We start from the raw sequence: 22,810 nt of genomic DNA, 5'->3' as shown, positions 1-22,810 counted from the left end.
ATAAGTTCCCTGCCACTGGTTGGTCGAACGTTCATCTGTTGCAGGTCGTACGAGTCCTGCGTGACGGACGGGCGTGCGCCCGATCGGTAGCGCGTCGCGGCGTCTTCGCGGAGCCCCGCGCGCCGTCGCGCCTGTGCCGCCCCCACATCCCCGCACGCACCAGTCGGCACAGGCGCGGCGCAATTTGTCATGCACGGCACGAACCGCTGGTCCGGCATGCCCGGACCAGCCCGTGAAAGGCACATCTTGAGCGGTTCCAGACGCATACGCATATCCCTGCTGGCCACGGTCGGCGCCGCCGCCCTGCTCGGCACCGGAGTCACCACCGTCGTCGCGGCCCCGGGCCCGGACTCCGCCGCCCTGCCCGGCGCGTCCGTGGCGAAGGCGGTCCCCACCGAGCGCCTCATCGTCGGCTACACCCCACGCGCCGACGAGGCCACCTCCAACACCGAGGCCCGCGCCGACGCCCGCGCCAAGGGCGAGGACGTCGGCGAGAGCCTCGCCTTCGAACGGCGCCTCGGCACCGGCGCCGCCCTGGTCGACCTCGGTGACGACCTCGGCACGAAGGACGTCAAGGACGTCATGGCCGCCTTCGCCGCCGACCCCGACGTCGCGTACGTCGTCCCCGACACCCGCGTGTACGCCGCGGCCGACCCCAACGACACCTACTACGCCCAGCAGTGGGACCTCTTCGAGGACAAGGCCGGCATGAAGGTCCCCGGCGCCTGGGCGCAGGGCGCCACCGGTGAGGGCGTCAACGTCTCGGTCATCGACACCGGCTACGTGGCCCACTCCGACCTGGCCGCCAACGTGGTCCCCGGATACGACTTCATCTCCGACCCCTGGATGGCCCAGGACGGCGGCGGCCGGGACAGCGACGCCGCGGACCCCGGCGACTGGATGAACCGCGGCGAGTGCGGCACCGACGCCAAGGGCCAGCCCGTCCCCGCCCGCGACACCAACAACTCCTGGCACGGCACCCACGTCGCGGGCACCATTGCCGCCTCGGGCGACAACGCCAAGGGCATCACGGGCATCGCCCACCGGGCCAAGGTCCAGCCCGTCCGCGTCCTGGGCAAGTGCGGCGGCACCACGGCGGACATCATCGACGCCATCACCTGGTCCTCCGGCGGCACCGTGCAGGGCGTCGCGGCCAACCCCTACCCGGCCGACGTCATCAACATGAGCCTGGGCGGCGGCGGTGCCTGTGACGCGGGCACCCAGAGCGCCGTCAACGCGGCGGTGAGCCGCGGCACCACCGTCGTCGTCGCGGCCGGTAACTCCAACGCCAACGCCGCGAACTTCAACCCGGCCAGCTGCAAGAACGTCATCGCCGTCGCGGCCGCCGACCGCGAGGGCAACCGGGCCGTCTACTCCAACTACGGCAGCGTCGTGGACATCACCGCCCCCGGCGGGGAGACCTCGCCGAACACCGCCGACGGCATCCTGTCCACGCTGAACTCCGGCACCCGCGGCGTCGGCGGTGAGACCTACGTCGCCTATCAGGGCACCAGCATGGCCGCGCCCCACATCGCCGGGCTCGCCGCGCTGATGTACGAGGCCAAGTCCGGCATCACCCCGGCCCAGGTCGAGTCGACCATCAAGGCCAACGCCCGCGCACTGCCGGGCACCTGCTCCGGCGGCTGCGGCGCGGGCCTGGCCGACGCGACAGCGACCCTGTCCGCACTCGGCACCCCCTGACCGCGGCGGAACCCCTCGGGGCCCGGTGCCGCGACGGCGCCGGGCCCCGGCACGCGTCCACCGAGGGCCTCAGTCCTCCTTCGGGGGCGGCACGGGCAGCGAGCCCACCGGGCAGCCCGCGACACCGGCCGTGTCACGGGTGATCGCCTCGGCCCGCTCCGCGGCCTTGGCCGGGTCGGTCACCCAGAGCCGATAGAAGTCGAACGGGCACTCCGCCACGCCCCGTTCGCCCTCTCCCGCCGCGTGCACACCGGAGTAGCCGCGGTGCATCAGCTTGTACAGGTGGTTCTGCGACTGGTCGTGGGCGCGCGCGTCCCGGATGGCGGACACCGACAGCTGCGCGTACTGCATGCCGTACTCCTCCTCACCGGTCTCGCCCAGCGTGCGCCCGTCGAAGCCGATGAGCGCGGAGTGCCCGAAGAAGGAGTAGACGCCGTCGAACCCGGTGGCGTTGGCGACCGCGACGTAGCAGTTGTTCGCCCAGGCCATCGCCTTGGCCATGAGGACCTGCTGGTCCTTGGCCGGGTACATGTAGCCCTGGCAGCGCACGATCAGCTCGGCGCCCTTCATCGCGCAGTCGCGCCAGATCTCCGGGTAGTTGCCGTCGTCGCAGACGATCAGCGAGATCCGCAGGCCCTTGGGGCCCTCGGTCACCCGCGTGGAGTCCCCCGGGTACCAGCCCTCGATCGGACACCACGGGAAGATCTTCCGGTACTTCTGCGCGATCCGGCCCTGGTCGTCGATGAGCACCAGGGTGTTGTAGGGCGGCTTGTGCGGGTGGTCCTCGTGCCGCTCGCCGGTCAGCGAGAAGACTCCCCAGACCCCCGCCTCGCGGCAGGCCGCGGCGAAGACCTCGGTCTCCTCGCCCGGCACGCGGGAGGCGGTGTCCAGCATCTCGCCCGGGTCGTACATGATCCCGTGCGTGGAGTACTCGGGGAAGACGATGAGGTCCATCCCCGGCAGGCCGACCTTGACGCCCTTCACCATCTCGGCGATCTTCCGGGCGTTGTCGAGCACCTCGGCCCTGGTGTGCAGCCGGGGCATCTTGTAGTTCACCACTGCGACCCCGACCGTGTCCGGGCCGGAAGCGATGTCGCCATGGCGCATCGTTCGCTCCTTCCGTTGCGTTGCCGTACCGGGCGTCCACGCCCAGACAACGCCCGCCCCGACGGCATGACAAGCGTTCCGGCAGGCGGAGCGCGGCTTCCCTCTGCCGCCATATGGGCCCATTCCGAACAGGTGACCACGCGCGGTCCGGGGTACGTACCAGGGCGCTCGGGTCCACCGTGGGCCCCCGGCCGCCGAAGGACGTCACCATGCCGGAACCCCGTCCCTCACGACGCCGAGGCGGCGCGCTGTGCGCGCTGGTCCTCACGCTGTCCGCTCTCCTGACCGCACCGGCCACGGGCGCCGAGGCCCCCGGCCGACCGGCCGCGCGCGGCCCGGGTGACGACGGCCCGGTCGTCGTCACCGACCACGGGCCGGTACGGGGCCGGTCCCACGGCGTGTACGACACCTTCGAGGGGATTCCCTTCGCCGCGCCGCCGACCGGGCCGCTGCGCTGGCGCGCCCCGCGACCGGCGCGGCCCTGGCACGCGGTGCGCGACGCGGGCGCGCCCGGCCCGAAGTGCCTCCAGCTCCCGCAGTTCGGGCCCGGTCCCGTGACCGGCTCGGAGGACTGTCTCACCCTCAACGTGACCGTGCCCTCCACGCCGTCCGCCGCGGCGAAGGGTCGCGGTCGGCCGGTCATGGTGTGGGCGCACGGCGGCGGCTTCACCATCGGCTCGGGCTCCCCGTACCGGGCCGAGCGCCTCGCCGTCCAGGGCGACACCGTGGTCGTCACGCTCAACTACCGGCTCGGCGTCCTCGGCTTCTTCGGCCACCCGGAGCTGCGCGGCGCGACCAACTTCGGCCTCGCCGACCAGCGGGCTGCGCTGCGCTGGGTACGGGCGAACGCGGCCCGCTTCGGCGGGGACCCGGGCCGGGTGACGCTGTTCGGGGAGTCCGCCGGAGCGCTGAGCACCTGCGCGCACCTCACCTCGCCGCAGTCCGCGGGGCTCTTCCACCGGGCGGTGCTGCAGAGCGGGTCCTGCATGACCGCGTTCCCGCGCGGCGCCATCCTCCCCCTCCAACCCCGCTACGAGCCGTTCGTGCCGAGGAGCCGGACGGAGACGGCGGGCACGGCGGCCGCCGCCGCACTCGGCTGCGCACGGCCGGTCGGGACGCTCGACTGCCTGCGCCGCCTGAGCCCCGACAAGCTGGTCACGCCCGCGCTGACGCAGACGTTCTCCCTCGTCTCCTACGGGGGCGCGGGGCTGCCCCTGCGCCCCGACCGGGCCCTGGAGAAGGGCCGCTTCCACCGCGTACCGGTGGTGCAGGGCACCAACAAGGACGAGATGCGGCTCTTCCTCGGCCTGACGCAGTCGCTGGCCCCGATCCCCGACGCGCGCGCGTACCGGGCCCGCCTCCTCCGCTCCTTCGGCGCAGCGGCTGCGGCCGTCGAGAAGCAGTACCCGCTGACGGCCCACTCCTCGCCGGGGGCGGCCTGGGCCGCCCTGACGTCCGACGCCTCGTTCACCTGCCCCGCGCTGCGGGCGAACCGCGCGCTGGCCGCGCGCGTGCCCACGTACGCCTATCTCTTCCGCGACACCAACGCACCGCGCCTCGCGGAGCTGCCGCCGGTGGAGGGCTACCCCTACGGGGCGGCGCACGGCTTCGAGCTGCCGTACCTCTTCCCTACGGACACGGTGCCGCGGTTCTCCCCCGCACAACACGCGCTGGCGGCCCGCATGACCGGCTACTGGACCCGGTTCGCGACCGCCGGTGACCCGAACTCCGCGGGCGCGCCCGCTTGGCCCCGCTCCGCCACCGGCCCGACCGTGCTGTCGCTGGCCCCCGGCTCGGACGGCATCCGCCCGGTGGACGCAAGCACCGCCCACCACTGCGCGTTCTGGGACCGGCAGAGCAACTAAGCAGGGGGGCGGGCCGTCGGCCGGAACGCCGCACGGCCCGAGCCCTCGGCCCGGCCCCTGGGCCTGTGAAACGATCAGCCCCATGGTGTCTGTGAGCGCGTTGCTGCCGGTGGAGGCGATCCGGCTCGGGGCCGAGGCCGGGGACTGGCGCGGGGCGGTCCGCCTCGCGGGTGAGCTGCTCGTGCAGAGCGGCAGCGGCACGGACGCGTACACCGCCGAGATGATCCAGAGCGTCGTGGACAACGGCCCGTACATCGTGCTCGCGCCCGGCTTCGCCTTCGCGCACGCGCGGCCCTCACCGGCGGTGCTGCGGACGGGCATGTCCTGGGTGCGGCTCGCGCGGCCGGTGGAGTTCGGGCACGCGGCGAACGACCCGGTGGACCTGGTCGTGGCGCTGGCCGCGCGGGACGCCTCGCAGCACACCGAGGCGATGGCCTCACTGGCCCGGCTGCTCGCGGACCCGCAGACCGAGCGGGCCCTGCGGAACGCGCCCACACCGCAGGCCCTGCGGGCGCTGCTCGCGGGGGAGAGCCCACCCGGGCCCGCACAGGACCGCGCGGCGAGCGGCGGCCCGACCGTGCACAAGATCCTCACCGTCTGCGGCAACGGCCTGGGCACGAGCCTGTTCCTGAAGAACACCCTGGAGCAGGTCCTCGAACGCTGGGGGTGGGGCCGGTACGTGACCGTGGAGGCGACCGACACCATCTCCGCCAGGGGCAAAGCGGCCGAGGCCGTCGCGATCCTCACGTCCCGCGAGATCGCCAGGACCCTCGGCGACGTCGGCATCCCCGTGAAGGTCGTGGACGACTTCACTTCCACCGCGGAGGCCGACCGGGTGCTGCGGGACACCTACGACGTATGAGCCGCAGCACCGCACACGACAGGGGAGGAAGGGCGCCGTGGACTGGCTGGTATCGGTAGCGAGGTTCCTGGTCGACGAGATCCTCAGCCAGCCCGCGTATTTGATCGGTCTCATCACGGCCGCGGGTCTGGTCGCGCTGCGCAAGTCGGCGGGCCAGGTGCTCGGCGGGGCGATCAAGGCGACGCTGGGGTTCTTGTTGATCGGCGCGGGCGCCGGGCTCGTGGTGGCGGCGCTCGCCCCGCTCGGCGAGATGATCCAGGGCTCGACGGGCGCGCACGGCGTGATCCCGACGAACGAGGCCATCGTCGGCATCGCCCAGGCCGAGTACGGCTCGCGGGTGGCCTGGCTGATGATCCTGGGCTTCGCGGTCAGCCTGGCGCTCGCCCGTCTCACGCCGCTGCGCTATGTCTTCCTGACGGGCCATCACATGCTGTTCATGGCCACGCTCCTGACGACGGTGCTCGCCGCCGCCGGGCAGAAGTCGTGGGTCGTGGTCGTCGTCGGCGGTGTCCTGCTCGGCATCCTGCTCGTGGCGATGCCCGCCTTCGCCCACCCGTGGACCAAGCGCGTCACCGGCAACAACACCGTCGCGATCGGCCACTTCGGCACCGCGGGCTACGTCGTCGCCGGGGCGACGGGGCAGCTCGTCGGGCGCCGCAGCCGTTCCACCGAGGACATGAAGCTGCCCGAGGGCCTGCGCTTCCTGCGGGACTCGATGGTCGCCACGGCCCTGTCCATGGTGCTCATCTACCTGATCATGTCGCTGCTGTTCCTCGCCAAGGTGGGCAAGGAGACCGCGTTCAAGGCGTTCGCCACGGACGGCGGCCCGGCCGCGCCCGACGTCGGCGCGTACGTCATGCAGTCGATCATGCAGGGACTCCAGTTCGGCATCGCCGTCGCCGTGATCCTCTTCGGAGTCCGCACGATCCTCGGCGAACTCGTGCCCGCCTTCCAGGGCATCGCGAACAAGCTGGTGCCGGGCGCGGTGCCCTCGCTGGACGCGCCGATCGTCTTCCCGTACGCGCAGAACGCCGTCCTGATCGGCTTCATCTCCAGCTTCGTCGGCGGCCTGATCAGCCTCGGCCTGCTCACCTGGATCTTCGAGCCCGCCTTCGGGCTCGCGCTGGTGCTGCCCGGCCTGGTGCCGCACTTCTTCACCGGTGGCGCCGCGGGGGTGTACGGCAACGCCACCGGAGGGCGGCGCGGCGCCGTCGCGGGTGCCTTCCTCAACGGTGTGCTCATCACGTTCCTGCCCGCGCTGCTCCTGGAGGTCCTCGGCGCCTTCGGCAAGGAGAACACGACGTTCGGTGACGCGGACTTCGGCTGGTTCGGCTCCCTCATCGGCAACGCCGCCAAGGCCGGGACGGTGGGCGGCGTCGTCCTGATGCTGCTCTTGGGCGCGGTGATCCTGGCCGGGGCCATCGTCGTGCAGAAGCGGGTCGTGGAGACGGGCTGGGACCCGGGCGCGCGCCGCGACGCGCTCCTGCCCCGCGAGGAGCAGGCCCCCGCCGCACCCGCGGCCCCGGCCACCGCGTACGGGAAGATCGCGCCGCCTCCGGGGGCGCCGAAGCCGCCCGCGCCGCCGAAGGAGGGATGACGCGTGACAGCGTCGTAGAGTCACCGCATGCGACGGAGGACGAGAGCGGCGATCGCGGGGGCGGCGGCCCTGGCCTGGGGCGAGTGGCTGAACCGGCGCTGGTCCCGCACGCTCGTGGGGCGCGGCGCGGGCGGCGTCGAGGCCGTGGTCGTGCTGGGGTTCCGAAACCCCCGGGCGACAGCGAACGTCGTCAACCGCTGGCGCGTTCGCGCCGGAATCCGCTCCGCCGCCGACGGCGGAGCGGGTGACACGCGCGTGATCTTCAGCGGCGGCGCGACCAGCGGCGGCGCCACGGAGGCCGCGGTGATGGCCGACTACGCGACGTCGGTGCTCGGCTTCCGCGGCACGGTGGTCCTCGAAGAGCGGAGCCGGACGACCTGGGAGAACGTCATGAACGTGATCCCCTTGCTCGAAGACGCCGACCGCATCAAGATCGTCTCCCAGCCCGCTCACGCCCTCAAGGCGCGCGCGTACGTGCGGCGGCAGCGCCCCGACCTCGCCGAGCGGCTGGTGCGCGCGGACGACTACCGCCCGGGGGAGTGGACGGTGGTCAAGCCGCTCCTTGCCCTGTACGGGCTCTGGGCCCTGCGCGGCCTCACGGCCGACGAACGGAAGACCTCGCTGTAGCCCCGGCTGCCCTGCCGGTGTTCCCCCACGGACGTGGCGGGTCCAGGGCCTGTCCGCATGGCCCTGGACCCGCCCGGGCCTCAGAGCTTCGTGGCGAAGTTCTGCACCCACCAGGGGCCGTTGGCCTTCAGGCTGACCCCTGCGCCGAAGTCCTTGTACGCGCAGTTGAGGATGTTGGCGCGGTGCCCGGAGCTGCGCATCCAGTCACGCATGGCGGTCTTGGGGCCCTTCGGGCCCTTGTGTATGTTCTCGCCCCACGCCCCGGCGCGGTATCCCGCCTTCCGCATCCGGTCGCCCGCGCTCTTGCCCTCGGGGCTGGTGTGGTCGTAGTAGTTCCGCGCCGCCATGTCCTTGGCGTGGGCCTGCGCGGCGGCCTGAACCCGGCGGTCCAGGCGCAGCGGCCCGCACCCCGCCTTCGCCCGCTCGGCGTTGACGAGGACCAGGAGCTGCTTCTGGTACCGCGCGGTCTTGCTCGGCGCCGGGCGCTTCTTGGCCGCCGCGGTGGCGGTGCCCGGCCTCTCGCCGCCGGAGCTGTCCGCGAGGGCGAACGTCCCCACCGACGCGAGAGCGGCGGCCGCCACGGCCCCGCCCGCCAGCACGCGGACCCTCAGCCCGCGACGGCTCCGCCCGTGACGGCCGCGCTCCGCGTCGGTGTTGTCCTTGCCCAGGTGCATGTGCGCTCCACTCTGTGGTGATCGTCGGTCGGTCCGACGGAGGGGAGACCGGGCGGAGGGCCTGGGGACAACACTTTTCTCAGGAGCTGCTTCTAGGGCGTTTCGAAGGCCCCGCTCGTCCACGCGGCGCGCAGCGCCTTCTTGTCGACCTTGCCGACCTTGGTCGTCGGGAGCTGCCTCAGCAGGGCGGTCCCGCGGGGCGAGTACAGCTCGCCGAGCTCGGCGGTGACCGCCCTGGCGACCGCGCCGGGGTCGACGTCGACATCCTCGGCCGTGGCCAGGAAGATCTGCACGGCCTCCCCGTACTCCTCGTCCGGTATGCCGAGGGCCGCCGCGTTGCGCACGCCGGGCAGCGTGAGCAGGAAGTCCTCCAGGACCCGGGAGTAGACGTTGTCGCTGGTGCTGCCGGTGACGATGATGTCCTTGGCCCGGTCGACGAGGTAGAGGTACCCCTCGGCGTCGAGGTAGCCCAGGTCGCCGGTGCGCAGCCAGCCGTCGCTGAGGGCCTCGGCGGTGCGCTGCGGGTCCTCGAAGTAGCCGAGCATCACCGTCTCGCCCCGCACGCACACCTCACCGACCTGTCGGACGGGCAGCGCCGAGGTGCTGTCCTCACCGCGGATCTCGATCTCGGTGTCGCAGATCGCGCGACCGCAGCTGCGCCAGAGCTCGGGCCGACGGGCGGCCTCCGCGGCGAGGTCCTCCGCGCCGAACGCGGTGATGCCGAGCGCCTCCGACTGCCCGTAGCCCTGGCTGAGCACGGGCCCGAAGACCTCGACCGCCTGCTGCAGGCGGCTGGGCGACGTCGCCGCGCCGCCCACGACGATCCGGCGCAGCGCGGGCAGGGCGCCGGGCACGCACTCCGGGTGGTCGAGAACCGCGTACAGCATCGGCGGCACGAACATGGTGGCGGTGATCCGCTCCTCGCGCAGGACCGTCAGGGCCGCGCCCGCGTCGAACTCCGGCAGCACGACGAGGGCGGACCCCGTCACCAGCGCCTGGATCGAGGTGAGGTGGCCGCTGCCGTGCGTGAGCAGCGTCGAGGCGAGCACCCGGTCCGTGCCCGGGTCCATGGTCGGGAAGAACCCGGCGCGGGACTCCCGCGGATCGTCCTCCGCCATGTCGACCAGCGCGTCGTAGAGCCGGTGGCTGTGCGCGGCGAGCTTGGGGCGGCCGAGGGTGCCGCCGGTGTAGAGGACGGTGACGGCCTCGTCCGTCGCCGGGGCGGGCACGCCGTCGGGGCGCTCCGCCGGGCAGTCGGCCGCCAGGGACAGCAGGTCCGGACACGGCTGTGCGCAGGGGCCGAGGCTGACCAGGGCGGGGGCGTGGACGCTGCGCCCGGCCGCGTCGGCGGCCCGCTCCGCGAAGAGCGGGTCGGTGACCACGACGCGCGCCCGGGACTGTTCGACCAGCGCGGCGAGCTCGCCGGGGCCCGGCTCGGGCGGCAGGAAGACGACGCGGCAGCCGATGAGGTGGACCGCGAGTTGCACCAGGACGGAGTCCACGCGATTGGCCAGGAACAGCCCCACTCCGTCGCCGGGTTCGAGCCCCTGCCGACGCAGTGCGTGGCCCAGCCTGAACAGACGTCGGCGCGCCTCTCCCCGGGTCAGCCGCTGCACGCCCTGGACGAGCGCCTCGGCCTCTTCGTCCTTGTGCCAGTGCTCCAGGACGCGGTCCACGTACGTCCGCGGCGCGGCTGTTTGCTGCTCGTTAATGATCATGGACACATGCAAACATGACACGCGCGCATCAGGGATGCGCAGGGGGTAACTTCGGCCATCATCAGGGGGAGTAGCATGCCCCCCGCTCCGCGGCGGATGGTTGCTTTCGCGCCGCAGGGTGCATGGCCTGATGTCGTCGGTGCGGTGAGGCGCCGCATCTCCGGGGGCACCCCGGCCGTCGAGGCGGCCCCCGGGCTCGCTCCGTGCGGGGCACCGCATCCGGGTGGGGTGCTTCCGGTCGTGAAAGAAGTTCGCATACATCAATGAATGCGGTACGTGCCTTCTCCACCAAGGCGACTTTCAGCATCGCCCAATGGTGCGGTGATCGAAAAGTCCGGTCGCCATTTGGCGCCTTGTCGAGGCGCGCGGAATCGGCCTGTACGGACGCAGTGCGAAACGGCCTGAGCATCAACAGGGCGCCGCAGCCGAGGTGTTGACTGAGGAATAGGGCCGGGATAACGTCGCCATGAATCCCGGTCCCGCACCTTGTGTCCGCATATCCAGGAACCGTGCCCGACGCGAGGTCACGCAAGGACGACACGTAACTCCGCGTCAAGACGACACACAACTCCGCGTCAATGGGTCACGCGCACTGCCGCCTCTGCCGTCAGAAACCTGTTCCAGGAAGCACCGGCAAGTCCCCTTCCCCTCGCGTCGCCACGGTGGCGAGGGGCGAGGAAGAACGGGCCGTAGAGCCGGAGCGGGCAGGCAGAGTCCGGCTTCGTCGGTCCCCGTGAAGAGTCTCAGCGCAACCACGTGAACGGCGCGGATCGTCGCCGCGCCGCGAACAGCTCGTCATAGCACGAGCCGCCGACACACATTCCTGTGGGCGGGACTTCCGGCGCGTTCCACAGCCAAGGCCTGTGGAATGCCCGGGCGAAAGCAGAGATGAATTGCTGATCCCGACGGCGACCTGGCCGTCACCATGGATATGCCCTGGGGGGCAACAATGACAGAGGAATCAAGGGCGCCAGCGCCGGGCCGGGGGACATACGCGCTCTGGGGTGGCGACGCAGAAGTGCGCTGCCTGCTGGAGTCGTTGGCCGAGACGGTAAAAGAGCGAAGCGAAGACATCGCGGTACAGGACGACGAACACGCGCTGACCTACGCCCGGCTCGCGACCTGGGCCGGTCGCATCGCCGATCTCCTCGTCGACCACGGCATTCGCCCGGGCGACCGGGTGGCGGTCACAGGGCCACGCGGTGCCGCGATCGTCGCGGCGATGCTGGCCACCGTGAGCGCGGGAGCGACCTATGTGCCCCTCGACGTCGAGTATCCGCTCAGGCGCCTGGAGCACATGGCCGCCGACAGCGCGGCCCGACTGCTCCTGTACTGCGGCGACGAACCGGCCTTCGACCGCAAGGCCGAGGCGGTCCGCATCCCCGCCGCGCCCGACCTGGCCGACGCGGAGGCCGTGGCCGCGCTCTCGCGGCTGTCCTGTCGACCGGACCTCCCTGTATACGTGATCTACACCTCGGGTTCAACGGGGCTGCCCAAAGGCGTGGCCCTGCCCCACCGCTGCGTCGACAACATGGCGGCCTGGCAGTGGCGTCACTCGGTGCGCCCGGACCTGCGCACGGCCCAGTTCGCCCCGCTCAACTTCGACGTGTGGTTCCAGGAAGTACTCGGAACCCTCTGCGGCGGCGGAACGCTGATCGTCATGCCCGAGCCGCTCCGGCGCGACCCCATCGCCCTCCTGGACTGGCTCGTCGACCACCGCGTCGAGCGCCTGTTCCTGCCCTACGTCGCCCTGCACATGCTCGCCGTGGCCGCCGAAGCCACGGACTCCCTGGAGGACCTCGCCCTGACCGAGGTGAACACCGCGGGAGAGCAGCTCGTGTGCACCCCGGCGGTCCGTGACCTCTTCCGCCGCCTTCCTGGTTGCCGGTTGAACAATCACTACGGGCAGAGCGAGTCCGCCATGGTCACGGTGCACACGCTCACGGGACCGAGCGACACGTGGCCCACCCTCCCCCCGATCGGACGCCCGCTGCCGGGCTGCGAGGTCCTCGTCGCCCCGACCGAGCCGGGCGAACCGTCGGTGGGCGAACTCCTGGTCGCCGGCGCACCGCTGTCCGTGGGCTATCTGAACCAGCCGGCCCTCAACGCCGAGCGGTACGTCACCCTCGACGAGCCGACACCGCAGGGGCACCGCCACGCCTTCCGCACCGGCGACCTGGTGCGCGTCGAGGACGACACCGTGCACCTCCTCAGCCGGATCGACCGCGAGGTGAAGATCCGCGGAGTGCGCGTGAACCCCCTGGAAGTGGACGCCTGCCTCCTGGAGCAGCCGGGGATCGTCGAGGCCGTCACGGTCGTCGTGGACATCGCCGAGGGCTCCCGGCAGCTGCGCGCCGCCGTGACCGTGGACGTGGACGAGGACGCGTTCGACGGCGCGAGGACGCTCAAGGCACTCACCGAACTCCTGCCCGAGCAGTTCATCCCGGTCTCCCTCACCGTCCTGCCGGAACTGCCGCGCACCCCCAGCGGAAAGGCCGACCGGGACGCCATCACCGCCGCGCTCGCGCCCCCGACGCCATGACGCCGGACGGCGGGAGCAGCGCACGGACCCCGGGCGCGGCCCGGGAACGGGGGAGTACCGCACGAACGGAAACCATCCGAAGAGGGGGGCGCGTGCACCACAGCGACTTCAAGACAGCGACCGAGCGGCGGCTCGCCGAGATCTGGGCCGACGTCATGCGCCTTGACAAGGACAAGGTCAAGCGCGACCACGACTTCTTCGACGTCGGCGGGGACTCGCTGCTGGCCACGAAGGTCGTCCTGCGCGTACGCAGGGACTGGGACATCAAAATCACCGTCAGAGTGCTGAACGACGCGCCGGTCCTGGCCGAACTGGCCGAACGCATCGACCAGCGGGTGGCGAAGTCGGCGCGGCCGACCGCGGGTCCGCCCGCTCCCGCGACCCGCGCGAGCAGGCCCGGCGCGTGCCTGTGGGAGATGCGCCCCGGAACAGGGGGCCCCGGGCAGGGAACGCTGCTCGTCCTGCCCCACGCGGGAGGCTCGGCGCAGAACTACGGCCCGTGGGCGGACTGGCTCCCTAAGGACCTGCGCATCCTCGCGGCCCAGTACCCCGCTCGCGCGTCGCGCGCCGACGAACCGGCCGCGGCGGACCTCCACCGCATCGTCGACGAGATCCTCGAAGCCCTGGGCACCCTCGACGGGCCGCTCTACGTCTTCGGCCACAGCATGGGCTCCTACGTCGGATACGAGCTCTGCTGGAGGGAGCAGTCGGCGGGACGCGCGCCCGCCGTCCTCTTCGCCTCCGGAGCCGTCCCTCCCCACCGGCACCGGCCGAACCCGGCGACCGAGGAGGAGATCACCGACGAGTGGCTCCTGGGGATCCTGGGGATGTACGAGGGCGTTTCCGACGACCTCAGGAACCACCCGGAGGTCATGAGCCAGGCCCTGCGCACCCTGAGGGGCGACGTGAGGCTCTTCAGGAACTACGCGTACGGCGATGTCCGGCGCAGGTTGGACACGCCCATCGTGGTGTTCGGCGGAGAGAGCGACGACCTCGTGCCCCCGGCCGAGGCGGAACGCTGGAACGACCTGGGCACGACGGAGTGCGTCACGCATCTGATGCCGGGCGGGCACTTCTTCTATCTCGACAACATGGCGACCGTCACGGCCGCCATGTCCACGTATCTCGTGAGCGGTCACGACGGGCAGAGGGCATAGGGGGCGCGAGCATGGGAAGCCAAGCATTATCCGGAACCACGGCCGCCGGGACGGTCACACGGGACCGCCGGAAGATCGTGCTGGTGGAACTGCCCACCTACGAGAACATCCTGCCGCTCGCCTCGGGCTACATCCAGGCGTTCGCCCAGGACGACGACGAGGTCGCGGCGGCCCACACCTTCGAGATCGTGTCCCTCCCGGTCACCGGCGACCGGCGCGACCTGCTCCGGCAGCTCGCCGACAAGGACGCGTACCTCTACACGTTCAGCTGCTACATCTGGAACATGAAGCTGGTGCGCTGGCTGCTGAAGGAACTGCGCGCACTGCGCCCCGACGCCCACTACCTGCTGGGCGGGCCCCAGGTGATGAACCACGCCGCGACCTATCTGAGCGACGGCGCGGAGAACGTCTACGTGTGCAACGGAGAAGGGGAGCGCACGTCCCTTGAGTTCATCCGGCAACTCGGCGCGGAGAAGCCGGACATGCACCAGGTGCCGGGGCTCAGCTTCTGGTCCGCGGGCGAGCTCGTCACCACCGAGGCGGCGCCCAGGATCCAGAACCTGATGGACATCCCCTCGCCGTTCCTCAACGGCGTCTTCGACGGGCACGAATTCAGCTTCGCCATCATGGAGACGAACCGCGGCTGCCCGTTCCGCTGCACCTTCTGCTATTGGGGCGCCGCCACGAACTCCAAGGTCAACAAGTTCGAAGAGGAACGGATCAAGAGCGAGCTCAAATGGGTCAGCGAGCACGGCTACAACGCGCTGATGATCGCCGATGCCAACTGGGGCCTGTCGCCCCGCGACATCGCCCTGAGCGAATACATCGTCGAATGCAGCGAGGAGAACGGCTACCCGCTGATCGTCCACATGGCCGCCGCGAAGAACCGGCCCGAGCGCATGGCTGAGATCACCGAGATCTTCGTACGCGGTGGACTGATGGTGAGCCAGCCCATCTCACTGCAGACGGTCAACGAGTCGACGCTGGAGATGGTGGACCGGAAGAACATCCGCGAGGAGACCTACATCGGACTCCAGCGCCTGCTCCGGGAGAAGCGGATCAGCTCGTACGTGGAAATGATCTGGCCACTGCCCGGTGAGACCCTCACCTCGTTCAAGGAGGGGCTGACCCGGCTCTGCCGCTCGTACGCCGACACCATCATCGTCTATCCGCAGCTGTTCCTGCACAACACGCCCATGTACGCGCAGCGGGAGGCCCTCGGCATCGTGACCGCCGAGGCGGCCAGCGACGTGTCCGAGGCGGAGGTCGTCCTCGGCACGAAATGGGTGACCGAGGAGGACTGCTACGAGGGCTACTGGGTGAACCACGCGCTGTACACCCTGTACAACATGCGGGCCCTGTTCGTGCTCTCGGGCTATCTCGACGCGACCGGAACCCTCTCCTACGGCGACCTGTTCGCCGAGATGGCCCGCTACTTCCGGAGCAGGCCCGACTCACAGGTGTGCCAGTTCTTCATCCAGTCGACGAAGGACCTCGGCAACTACGACCTGCTGAACACCGGCAAGACCGCGCACATGGTGCTGAGCTCGCACCGCGAGGAGTTCGACCGGTTGCTGGCCGACTTCGTCGCCGAACAGGACTGGTGGGCCGACCCGATGGCGCGCCAGGCGTTCGAGATGGACCTCCTCACCCGGGCCTACATCTACCGCGAACCGGTGCGGACGCCGGACTACGAGTTCACCGAGGTCACCCTGCTCGGCCAGCCGGATGGCAAGGGCTACCTGGTCGAGGTGTCCGCGGAACTGCTCCGCCTGCTGGTGGGGCGCGAGATGCTCGAAGCCGACGACCAGGGGGCCGAGCGGGTCACCCTGCACATCGACCACCGGGGGCGGCAGAAGATGCCGTACCAGCGGCAGCGGAGCCTGGAGCACAACGCGAACTACTGCCAGGGCATGGTGCTGCGCTCCCGGGAGATCCTGCCCACCCTCCAGGTCGCCTCCACCGAGGCCCTCAGCTCCGTGGCGTGAGCCGCTGAGCCGTGACGGAGCCGGTTCCCCGGCGGGACGGCGAGCTGTTCCGCCGGGGGGTCACCGGCCCCTCGTCACTCCGCCTCGGCAGGCAGCTCCTTCATCCGCCGCAGCGGGCTCGGCAGGATGAACAGGATGCTCACGACGCCGCCCAGCGTGGCCAGCCACAGCGTCGGGCGCAGCCCCAGCCAGCTGCCCAGGGCACCGCCCACGAGCGCGCCCAGCGGCCGGGACCCCTTGTTGAACAGCATGAACGCGCCCTGCACCCGGGCGCGGAGCCGGTGCGGCGTCAACGCGAGCTGGATCGAGGTCGCGGAGATGTCACACACCATCAGGCCGATGCCGGAGACGAACTCGGCCACGATCAGCACCGTGGCCGCCAGCCACACCGGCCCATGGGCCAGCGGCACCAGGACCAGGGCCCCCGGGTAGAGGAACGCGCCGAGGAAGAAGGCCCCGCCCACCCCCAGCGACCGGCTCGCCCGGGTCGTGAGCGCCGCCCCGGCCATCGCGCCGATGGCGCCTGCCGCGATCACGACACCGACGAGGCCGGACGACAGGTGGAGTTCCTGGACCGCGTACAGGACCAGGAGGGTGAAGTAGATCGTGTAGAAGAAGTTGAGGCTGGCGTCCGCGAAGAACTTCGCGAGCAGGACCGGCGTGCGCAGCACGAACCGCAACCCCTCCCGCAGATGTCGGCGCCCCGCGGGCGCGGGCCGGGGCTCGTCGGACGACAAGGACCGCAGCAGCAGGGCCGAACCGAGGAAGGAGGCGACGTCGAGGACGATCGCGACGGGACCGGACAGGAGCTGCACGAGCCCGCCGCCGATCCCCGGGCCCGCCGCGAAGGAGAAGTTGTAGCTCCCCTTGACCAGGGCGTTGCCCGACAGCAACTGCTCACGCGGCACCACGACGGCGAGGAGGCTGTTGGCGCACAGGCTGAACAGCATGCCGAACGTACCCGTGACGAAGGCGACGACGTACAGCTGAGGCAGCGTCATCACGTCGAGCCAGTAGGCGATCGGCACGGTCACCAGGACCAGCGCGCGGACGAGGTCGGCGACGACCATCGTGGCGCGCAGCCGCCCGGACCGGTCGATGAGCGAGCCCGCGTGCAGCGAGAACAGCAGATTGGGCAGGGACGCGGCGGCCGAGAGGACACCCAGTTGGGACGCGTTGGCATCCAGGGCGAGGACCGCGGCCAGCGGCAGGGCGACGAAGGTGATCTGATCGCCCAGGTAGGAGATCGACTGGGCGGTCCAGTATCTGCGGAAGGCGGTCTGGCGTAACAGCGGTGGCACCCGGTCAAGGACGCGGCGTCGGGTGGTGCTCGGCACGGTCTCCTCCGCTGGATCGGTCGGCCCGGCGCTCAAAGGTCGCCGCTGCTTGGGGCGAACGCCGTTCTACCACAGGGGAGATCATGGATCGGACGGTCCGGTTCCGCGGCGATGACCCGCAGGATCAGGCCCAGGTCCGCGACCATGGCGCGGGCCGTCTCCCGGTCGAAGAGGTCCTCGGCGTACTCCAGGTGCCCGGTGACACCGGCCGGTCCGCCGTCGGAGTCGAAGGCCTCGGTCAGCTCCCAGGTGAGATCGAACTTGGCGACCTTCAGCGGCAGGATCTCGGCCTCGGCGCGCAGCCCCGTCAGCTCCGGCGGCTCGACGGGGCCCGCCTGGAACGCCAGGAGCACCTGCACCAGCGGGCCGTACGCGGCCGACCGCGGCGGATTCACCACCTCGACGACACGGTCGAACGGCAGGTCCTGGTGCTCCATGGCCGCCAGGTCCGTCACCTGCGTACGGCGCACGGCCTCGGCCACCGTGGGGGCGCCCGACAGATCGACCCGCAGCACGAGGGTGTTCACGAACAACCCCACCAGGTCGTCGAGCGAGGCGTCCGACCGCCCGGCCACGGTCGCGCCGATGACGACGTCCTCTCCCGCGCCGCGCAGGTGCAGCAGCAGGGCGAGCGCGGCGTGGACGAGGACGAAGACGGTGCAGCCGGAGCGCCGGGCCGCGCTCAGCAGGTCCCGGTGGAGCGCCGGGTCGAAGGCCAGCGGCAGCTGCTCGCCTCTGCCGCTGGGCACCGGTGGACGGGGACGGTCGGTGGCCATCACCAGCGGCTCCGGGGCACCCGCCAGGGCGGCGCGCCAGAACTCCGTCTGCCGCAGGGCCGTGGGGGAGGGGCGGTCCGGGGCGTACTGGGTGCGTTGCCACACCGCGTAGTCGGCGTACTGGACGGGCAGCGGCTCCCAGGGCACCTCGCGCCCGGCGAGGCGGGCACGGTAGGCGAGGCCGATGTCCCTGGTGAGGCGGTTGTTGGACCAGCCGTCGACAGCGATGTGGTGGATCAGCAGGAGCAGGACGTACGTGTCGGAGCCGTCCGCGCGGGTGTCGTCGGCGAACAGCTCGGCGCGGAACGGGATCTCGGTGGCCAGACGGAAGGAGCGAGCGGCCGCCTCCCGCACGGCCGCGATCACCGTGCCCGTCGTCACGCGCGTGGGGTGCAGCGGCGCCTCCCGGGGTGCCGGGAGGACCTCCTGGACGGGCCCGTCCTCGCCGAGGACGACCCGGGTGCGCAAGGCCTCGTGGCGCTCCAGCACGTCACCGAGTGCCGTACGCAGGGCGGCCTCGTCGAGGGAGCCGCTGAGGCGGAGGACCAACGCGACGTTGTAGAGGCTGCTGGGGCCGGTGAACTGGTCGAGGATCCACAGGCGTTCCTGGGCGAAGGACGCGGGGATCGGCAGGCCGCGGTCGGCGGGCCGGATGAGCCGCGCCGCCTCCCGCCCGCTGCCGAGGGCGGCGCCCAGGCTCCGCACCGTGGGGTTGCGGAAGATGTCCGCGGTGGTCACCTCGACGCCCAGAGCGCCGCGGATGCGCGCCGACAGGGTCGTCGCGGTCAGCGAGTAGCCGCCGAGCACGAAGAAGTCCTCGTCGGGACCCACCGACGGGATCTGGAGGCATTCGGCGAACAGGGCGGCCAGGGCCTCCTCCGGTACGCCCGTCGGTCGGGATGCGTGGTGCGGCTCGGTCGTCACGGGCTGCTCGCTCCTCACCAGGTCCTGGTCGTTCGTACGGTCGCGGCACTCCACTCGGTCAGTGGGCCGCGGGCACCGGCACGTCAATGAGGTGCGGCCCGGGCTCGGACAGCGCCCCTTTCAACTGGTCGGCCAGTTCGCCGACGGTCCGGACACGGCACGCCGGTACGCCCATGCCCTCGCTGAGGCGGACGAAGTCCAGGTCGGGCCGGTCGAGGTCGAAGAGCTCCGCCAGCGGCTCGGCGGACGGCCCCAGCATGCGGCGGGCCTCCCGGCGCAGGATCGCGTAGCCGCGGTTGTTGAGCACGAGGACGGTGACGTCGAGGTTCTCGCGCGCCTGGGTCCAGAGCGCGCTGAGGGTGTACATCGCGCTGCCGTCGGCCTCCAGGCAGACCACCGGCCGCTCGGGGCAGGCGAGTTGGGCGCCGACGGCGAGCGGGAGGCCGTGGCCGATGGCGAAGCCCGACAGGGTGAGCAGATCGTGCCGCGCGGACGAGGCGGTCGCGGTCGGCAGGGCCGCGCCGGACGTGTTGGTCTCGTCGACCAGGACGGCCCCCTCGGGCAGCACGGCGCCCACGACCCGCGCCACCGTCTCGGCGGTCAGCTCGGCCCCGGGGGAGGGGCGCGGTCCGGGCAGCGCCCCATGGAGCCGCGGCCGGATGCCCGGGGCGACCTGGTCGGCGACCTCGTCCAGTACGTCGACCACGTCCTGGCCGTGATCGGCGAGACGGGTCACCGCGCAGCCGGGCGGGACCAGGTCGCCGGACACCCCCGGGGTCGCGAAGGCGGTGACGGGCCGGGCCGCGCCCGCCAGGATCAGCCGGGTGACATCGGCGAGGCGGGCCCGCGCGGCCTCAGGAGCGGAGTCGAGCCGCTCGACGAACGGGACGCCCAGGCCGCGTTCGAGCCGCCCGGGGAACGGCTCGGCGAGTATCCGGGCGCCGGTGGCCCGCGCGATCCGGTCGGCGGCGGCGAGGCCGCGGGCGGTGAGCGTGGGCCCGCCGAGCAGCAGCAGGGTGCCGGGGCCCGCCCGCAGCGCGCGGGCGCTGTCGGCGGGGGTGTCCGCGGTGATCGTGGTGATCGTGGTGGAGGGCTGTCGGATCCCGGTGGTGACCGGGTCCGCCTCCGTCGTGGGGTGGAGGGAGTCGTCCGGTGGCTCCCGGCTCCACGGCGACCAGGCCACGTCCGAGGGGACGACCAAAGTGGCGACGCCGGAGGGCGGGCCGCACGCCGCGCGCAGCGCGGCGAGCGCGTCGGCTCCCAGGTCCGCGGCGTGCGCGCTGCTGCGGACCCACTGCGACATGGGGCGGGCGAGGGCCGCGACGTCGGACTCCAGAGGCGCACCGAGGCCGCGGTGGCTGATCGCCCCGTCGCCCACGACGTTCACCACGGGGGTGCCCGCCCGCTGGGCGTTGTGCAGATTGGCGAGGCCGTTGGCGAGCCCGGCGCCCTGGTGGAGCAGGGTCATGGCCGGTACGGGTGCCATGCGGCCGTAGCCGTCGGCCGCGCCGGTCGCCACCCCTTCGAACAGGCACATCACGGTGCGGGTGCCCGGGGTGTCCTGGAGCGCCGCCACCAGATGGACCTCCGAGGTGCCGGGGTTGGTGAAGCACACGGAGACCCCGGCCGCGCGCAGGGCGGCGGTCAGGGCGTGGGCGCCGTCGCCCGGCGGTGTGCCGCTCATGCCGGACGCGTCGTGGTGTCGGCGCGCCGGGACGCGGCGGCGCCCTCGTGCAGCAGCGGCGCGATGGCGTCGAGGACCTCGGGGCGACCCGCGAAGGGGAAGTCCGCGCGCGGCCAGAAGACCACCAGGTCGGTGAAGCCCATCTCCGAGAACATCTGCCTGGCCTCCTCGAAGGACCGCGCCGACTCCAGGACGCCACCGAGCTGTTCACCGGCGACGACGATCCGCGCCAGCGTGGACGGCTCCCTGCCCTCGGCGGCACAGGCCTCGTCGAGCCGCGCGAGCTGGTCCCTGAGCAGCCCGGCCATCCGGTCGAAGCGGCCTTCCTGGAAGCGTCCCGGGACCCCGACGGTGATCCAGGACTGGGCGTGCCGGGCCGCGAGGCGCATCCCGCGGGGGCCACCGGCCGCGAGGGCGAACGGCACGCGCGGGCGCTGGACGCAGCCCGGATGCATATGGGCCTCCCGCGCCTGGAAGTACCGGCCGTCGTAGCTGGTCTCGGTCCGGCGCAGCAGCAGGTCCGTCAGCTCGACGAACTCCTCGAAGCGCGCCGCCCGTTCGGACGGGGACAGGGGAGCGGCACCGAACACCTCGGCGTCGAAGCCCTGGGCGCCCGCGCCGACCCCGCAGATGAGGCGGCCCCCGGAGATGTCGTCGAGGGTCATGAGCTCCTTGGCGAAGGAGACCGGGTGCCGCAGGTTGGGGCTGGCCACCAGCGTGCCGAGCCGCAGCCTGGTCGTGACGGCGGCCGCGGCGGTCAGCGTGGTCAGGCCCGAGTACCACGTCGACTCGCGCAGCCGTCGCCACATCAGGTGGTCGAAGGTCCAGGCGTGGTCGAAGCCCAGGTCCTCGGCCCTGCGCCACATGTCTCGGGACCTGGGCCAGGTGTACTCGGGCAGGATGACCACGCCGTGCCGCATCGCCCGGCGGGTCGGTGCGGCCGTGCCGCCGGGCAGCGTGGTCCGCCCGGGCTCCGGGACGCCGGTCACGTGGCGCGTGCGCACAGGAAGTAGTCGTCCAGTTCCGCAAGGCGCGCGGCCATCGCGGGATCGGCGACCCGGTCGCGGATCTCGGCGATCGTCCGCCAGAAGAAGTTCTCGCCGCCGTCGTACTGGAAGCCCGCCTTGGCGACGAGGCCGAACACCTCCCGGAGGTTCCCCGGATCGACCACGTCGGCCAGGCCGTACAGCGCCTGCCGTGCGGCCTCCGGCAGCGGTGGCCGGTGCACGATGCGGGAGTCGGGGATCACCCGCTCGGCCTCGGTGCCGAGGGTGAGCAGCTCGTCGTGGTCCTCGGCGTCGACGAAGTCGACGATCAGGTGCAGGCGCAGCTCGTCCGAGAGATTGGCGGCGCTGTGCACCTTGGTGACGTCGAGGAACCACACCTCCCCGGCCGCCATCTGAAAGACCACGTTGTCGTCGCTGAAGTAGCAGTCCGGAAACGTGATCAGCGGGATGTGCAGCCGGTGCGCGGGGCGCTTGTCGCTGGCCGCGGCCGTGTCGAACTCGACGTAGTCGCGGTGCGGGACCAGGACGTTCGAGGTCAGCGCGGCCAGCCGGGCGAACCGCAGATGCCGCACGGACAACGACTCTTCCATGATCTGTACGAGGTACGGCAACCGCCGCCCGTACTCCGTGACACCCGACGCGCAGCCGTCGTCGTAGTGCTTGATGATGCCGTCCCCGTTGTCGCCCCCGGGCGCCCAGAGCATGATCTGCCCTTGCCGGCGTGCCGGGCGGCTGCACAGGAACTCGTCATAGGGCTCGGCGAAGTCGAACTCCGTCGCCTGCTCCAGCTCCTTGGCCAGTCTTTCCTCGTCTATCTCCACCGTGCTGACGCGATGAGAGTGCAAACTCGCCAGTCCTTCCTGAAACAGGTTTTTGACGGCAGAAGCGGCAGCGTAAATTGCCGATGAATGTAGAGTCACGCCTCGTCTACGCGTGGCCTGACGGCTCTTCCGCGCGACCACGCAGCGGGCACGGGTCCCGGAGATGCGGACGCGGGGTGCGGGACCGGGAGTCATGGCGACGGTAGCCCGGTGATATTCGCCAGTCAACACCCCCGGTGACAGGCGAATCGTTGGGCGGTCAACCGCTTCGCACCCCGTTCATGCGGGCTGATTCCCTGCGCCTCGACGAGGTGGTGAATTGATCTCCGTCCACGTCTGCCATCAGCACACATGTCGTTGAATGTGGGTCGATGCGCATTCGTCCCGAGAGGCCGCCGGGGAGAGGATCTGTGTCCTGATTCC

At 71.6% G+C, this 22,810-nt stretch carries 15 protein-coding genes and 1 pseudogene; 8 read left to right on the top strand and 8 right to left on the bottom strand.

The genetic code is table 11. The features are described 5' to 3' along the window. Positions 1–279: 279 nt before the first annotated feature. A pseudogene (locus ACIG3E_RS24355) lies at positions 280–1,689 on the top strand (S8 family peptidase); the annotation flags it as partial. 81 nt (positions 1,690–1,770) lie between these two features. Here ACIG3E_RS24355 and ACIG3E_RS24350 read toward each other — a convergent pair. Beyond that, positions 1,771–2,808, bottom strand: a complete 1,038-nt coding sequence (locus ACIG3E_RS24350) for an aliphatic amidase (RefSeq protein WP_399620112.1) — start codon at positions 2,806–2,808, stop codon at positions 1,771–1,773. Positions 2,809–3,017: 209 nt separating this feature from the next. Here ACIG3E_RS24350 and ACIG3E_RS24345 point away from each other — a divergent pair, with 209 nt between their 5' ends. The 4 genes from ACIG3E_RS24345 (at position 3,018) to ACIG3E_RS24330 (ending at position 7,759) form a co-directional block, all read left to right on the top strand. Continuing rightward, positions 3,018–4,673 (top strand): carboxylesterase/lipase family protein, encoded by a 1,656-nt coding sequence (locus ACIG3E_RS24345; RefSeq protein ID WP_399620109.1) that lies wholly within the window; start codon positions 3,018–3,020, stop codon positions 4,671–4,673. Positions 4,674–4,755: 82 nt separating this feature from the next. Beyond that, on the top strand, positions 4,756–5,535 hold the full coding sequence (locus ACIG3E_RS24340) for a PTS sugar transporter subunit IIA (RefSeq protein ID WP_399620106.1): 780 nt from the start codon (positions 4,756–4,758) through the stop codon (positions 5,533–5,535). A gap of 37 nt (positions 5,536–5,572) precedes the next feature. Further along, the gene (locus tag ACIG3E_RS24335; protein WP_399620103.1) at positions 5,573–7,132 is read left to right on the top strand and encodes a PTS ascorbate transporter subunit IIC; all 1,560 of its coding nucleotides are present in this window, start codon (positions 5,573–5,575) and stop codon (positions 7,130–7,132) included. A 27-nt stretch (positions 7,133–7,159) separates the two neighbouring features. Continuing rightward, a complete protein-coding gene (locus ACIG3E_RS24330; protein ID WP_399620099.1) occupies positions 7,160–7,759 on the top strand; it encodes a YdcF family protein in 600 nt (199 codons plus the stop codon). Positions 7,760–7,839: 80 nt separating this feature from the next. Here the strand turns inward: ACIG3E_RS24330 and ACIG3E_RS24325 are convergent, their stop codons facing one another. Together ACIG3E_RS24325 and ACIG3E_RS24320 are read right to left on the bottom strand one after the other, a co-directional pair. After that, complete coding sequence (locus ACIG3E_RS24325; protein WP_399620096.1) at positions 7,840–8,433, bottom strand: CAP domain-containing protein; 594 nt, start codon at positions 8,431–8,433, stop codon at positions 7,840–7,842. 92 nt (positions 8,434–8,525) lie between these two features. Next, positions 8,526–10,151, bottom strand: coding sequence for a class I adenylate-forming enzyme family protein (locus tag ACIG3E_RS24320; protein WP_399620093.1), 1,626 nt, complete (start codon positions 10,149–10,151; stop codon positions 8,526–8,528). 1,039 nt (positions 10,152–11,190) lie between these two features. Between ACIG3E_RS24320 and ACIG3E_RS24315 the strand changes: the two genes are divergently transcribed. From ACIG3E_RS24315 to ACIG3E_RS24305, 3 genes are all read left to right on the top strand, one after another. Next, positions 11,191–12,693, top strand: coding sequence for an AMP-binding protein (locus tag ACIG3E_RS24315; protein WP_399620090.1), 1,503 nt, complete (start codon positions 11,191–11,193; stop codon positions 12,691–12,693). A 92-nt stretch (positions 12,694–12,785) separates the two neighbouring features. Next, positions 12,786–13,850: an alpha/beta fold hydrolase gene (locus ACIG3E_RS24310; RefSeq protein WP_399620087.1), complete on the top strand. Its 1,065-nt coding sequence runs from the start codon at positions 12,786–12,788 to the stop codon at positions 13,848–13,850. A gap of 83 nt (positions 13,851–13,933) precedes the next feature. Next, positions 13,934–15,838: a B12-binding domain-containing radical SAM protein gene (locus ACIG3E_RS24305; protein WP_399620084.1), complete on the top strand. Its 1,905-nt coding sequence runs from the start codon at positions 13,934–13,936 to the stop codon at positions 15,836–15,838. 74 nt (positions 15,839–15,912) lie between these two features. On the opposite strand, the gene ACIG3E_RS24300 is transcribed toward ACIG3E_RS24305, so the two are convergent. Genes ACIG3E_RS24300 through ACIG3E_RS24280 form a run of 5 tightly spaced genes read right to left on the bottom strand, consistent with a single transcriptional unit; the run spans position 15,913 to position 22,411 of the window. Continuing rightward, positions 15,913–17,175 carry an MFS transporter gene (locus tag ACIG3E_RS24300; protein ID WP_399620081.1) on the bottom strand — a complete coding sequence of 421 codons (1,263 nt, stop codon included), beginning with the start codon at positions 17,173–17,175 and terminating at the stop codon, positions 15,913–15,915. Between the two features lie 32 nt (positions 17,176–17,207). Then, a complete protein-coding gene (locus ACIG3E_RS24295) occupies positions 17,208–18,875 on the bottom strand; it encodes a condensation domain-containing protein (RefSeq protein ID WP_399620078.1) in 1,668 nt (555 codons plus the stop codon). Positions 18,876–18,933: 58 nt separating this feature from the next. After that, the gene (locus ACIG3E_RS24290) at positions 18,934–20,559 is read right to left on the bottom strand and encodes an acetolactate synthase large subunit (RefSeq protein ID WP_399620075.1); all 1,626 of its coding nucleotides are present in this window, start codon (positions 20,557–20,559) and stop codon (positions 18,934–18,936) included. Next, positions 20,556–21,563, bottom strand: a complete 1,008-nt coding sequence (locus ACIG3E_RS24285) for an LLM class flavin-dependent oxidoreductase (RefSeq protein WP_399620072.1) — start codon at positions 21,561–21,563, stop codon at positions 20,556–20,558. The genes ACIG3E_RS24290 and ACIG3E_RS24285 overlap by 4 nt, the downstream gene beginning before the upstream one ends. Then, positions 21,545–22,411 (bottom strand): aspartyl/asparaginyl beta-hydroxylase domain-containing protein, encoded by an 867-nt coding sequence (locus tag ACIG3E_RS24280; RefSeq protein WP_399620068.1) that lies wholly within the window; start codon positions 22,409–22,411, stop codon positions 21,545–21,547. Before ACIG3E_RS24280 ends, ACIG3E_RS24285 begins: the two co-directional genes overlap by 19 nt. Positions 22,412–22,810: the final 399 nt, after the last annotated feature.

Origin of the sequence: Streptomyces sp. NPDC053474, from assembly GCF_044544845.1 — a bacterium.
Lineage (GTDB): Bacteria > Actinomycetota > Actinomycetes > Streptomycetales > Streptomycetaceae > Streptomyces.
This window is presented reverse-complemented; position numbering and strand designations above follow the sequence as displayed.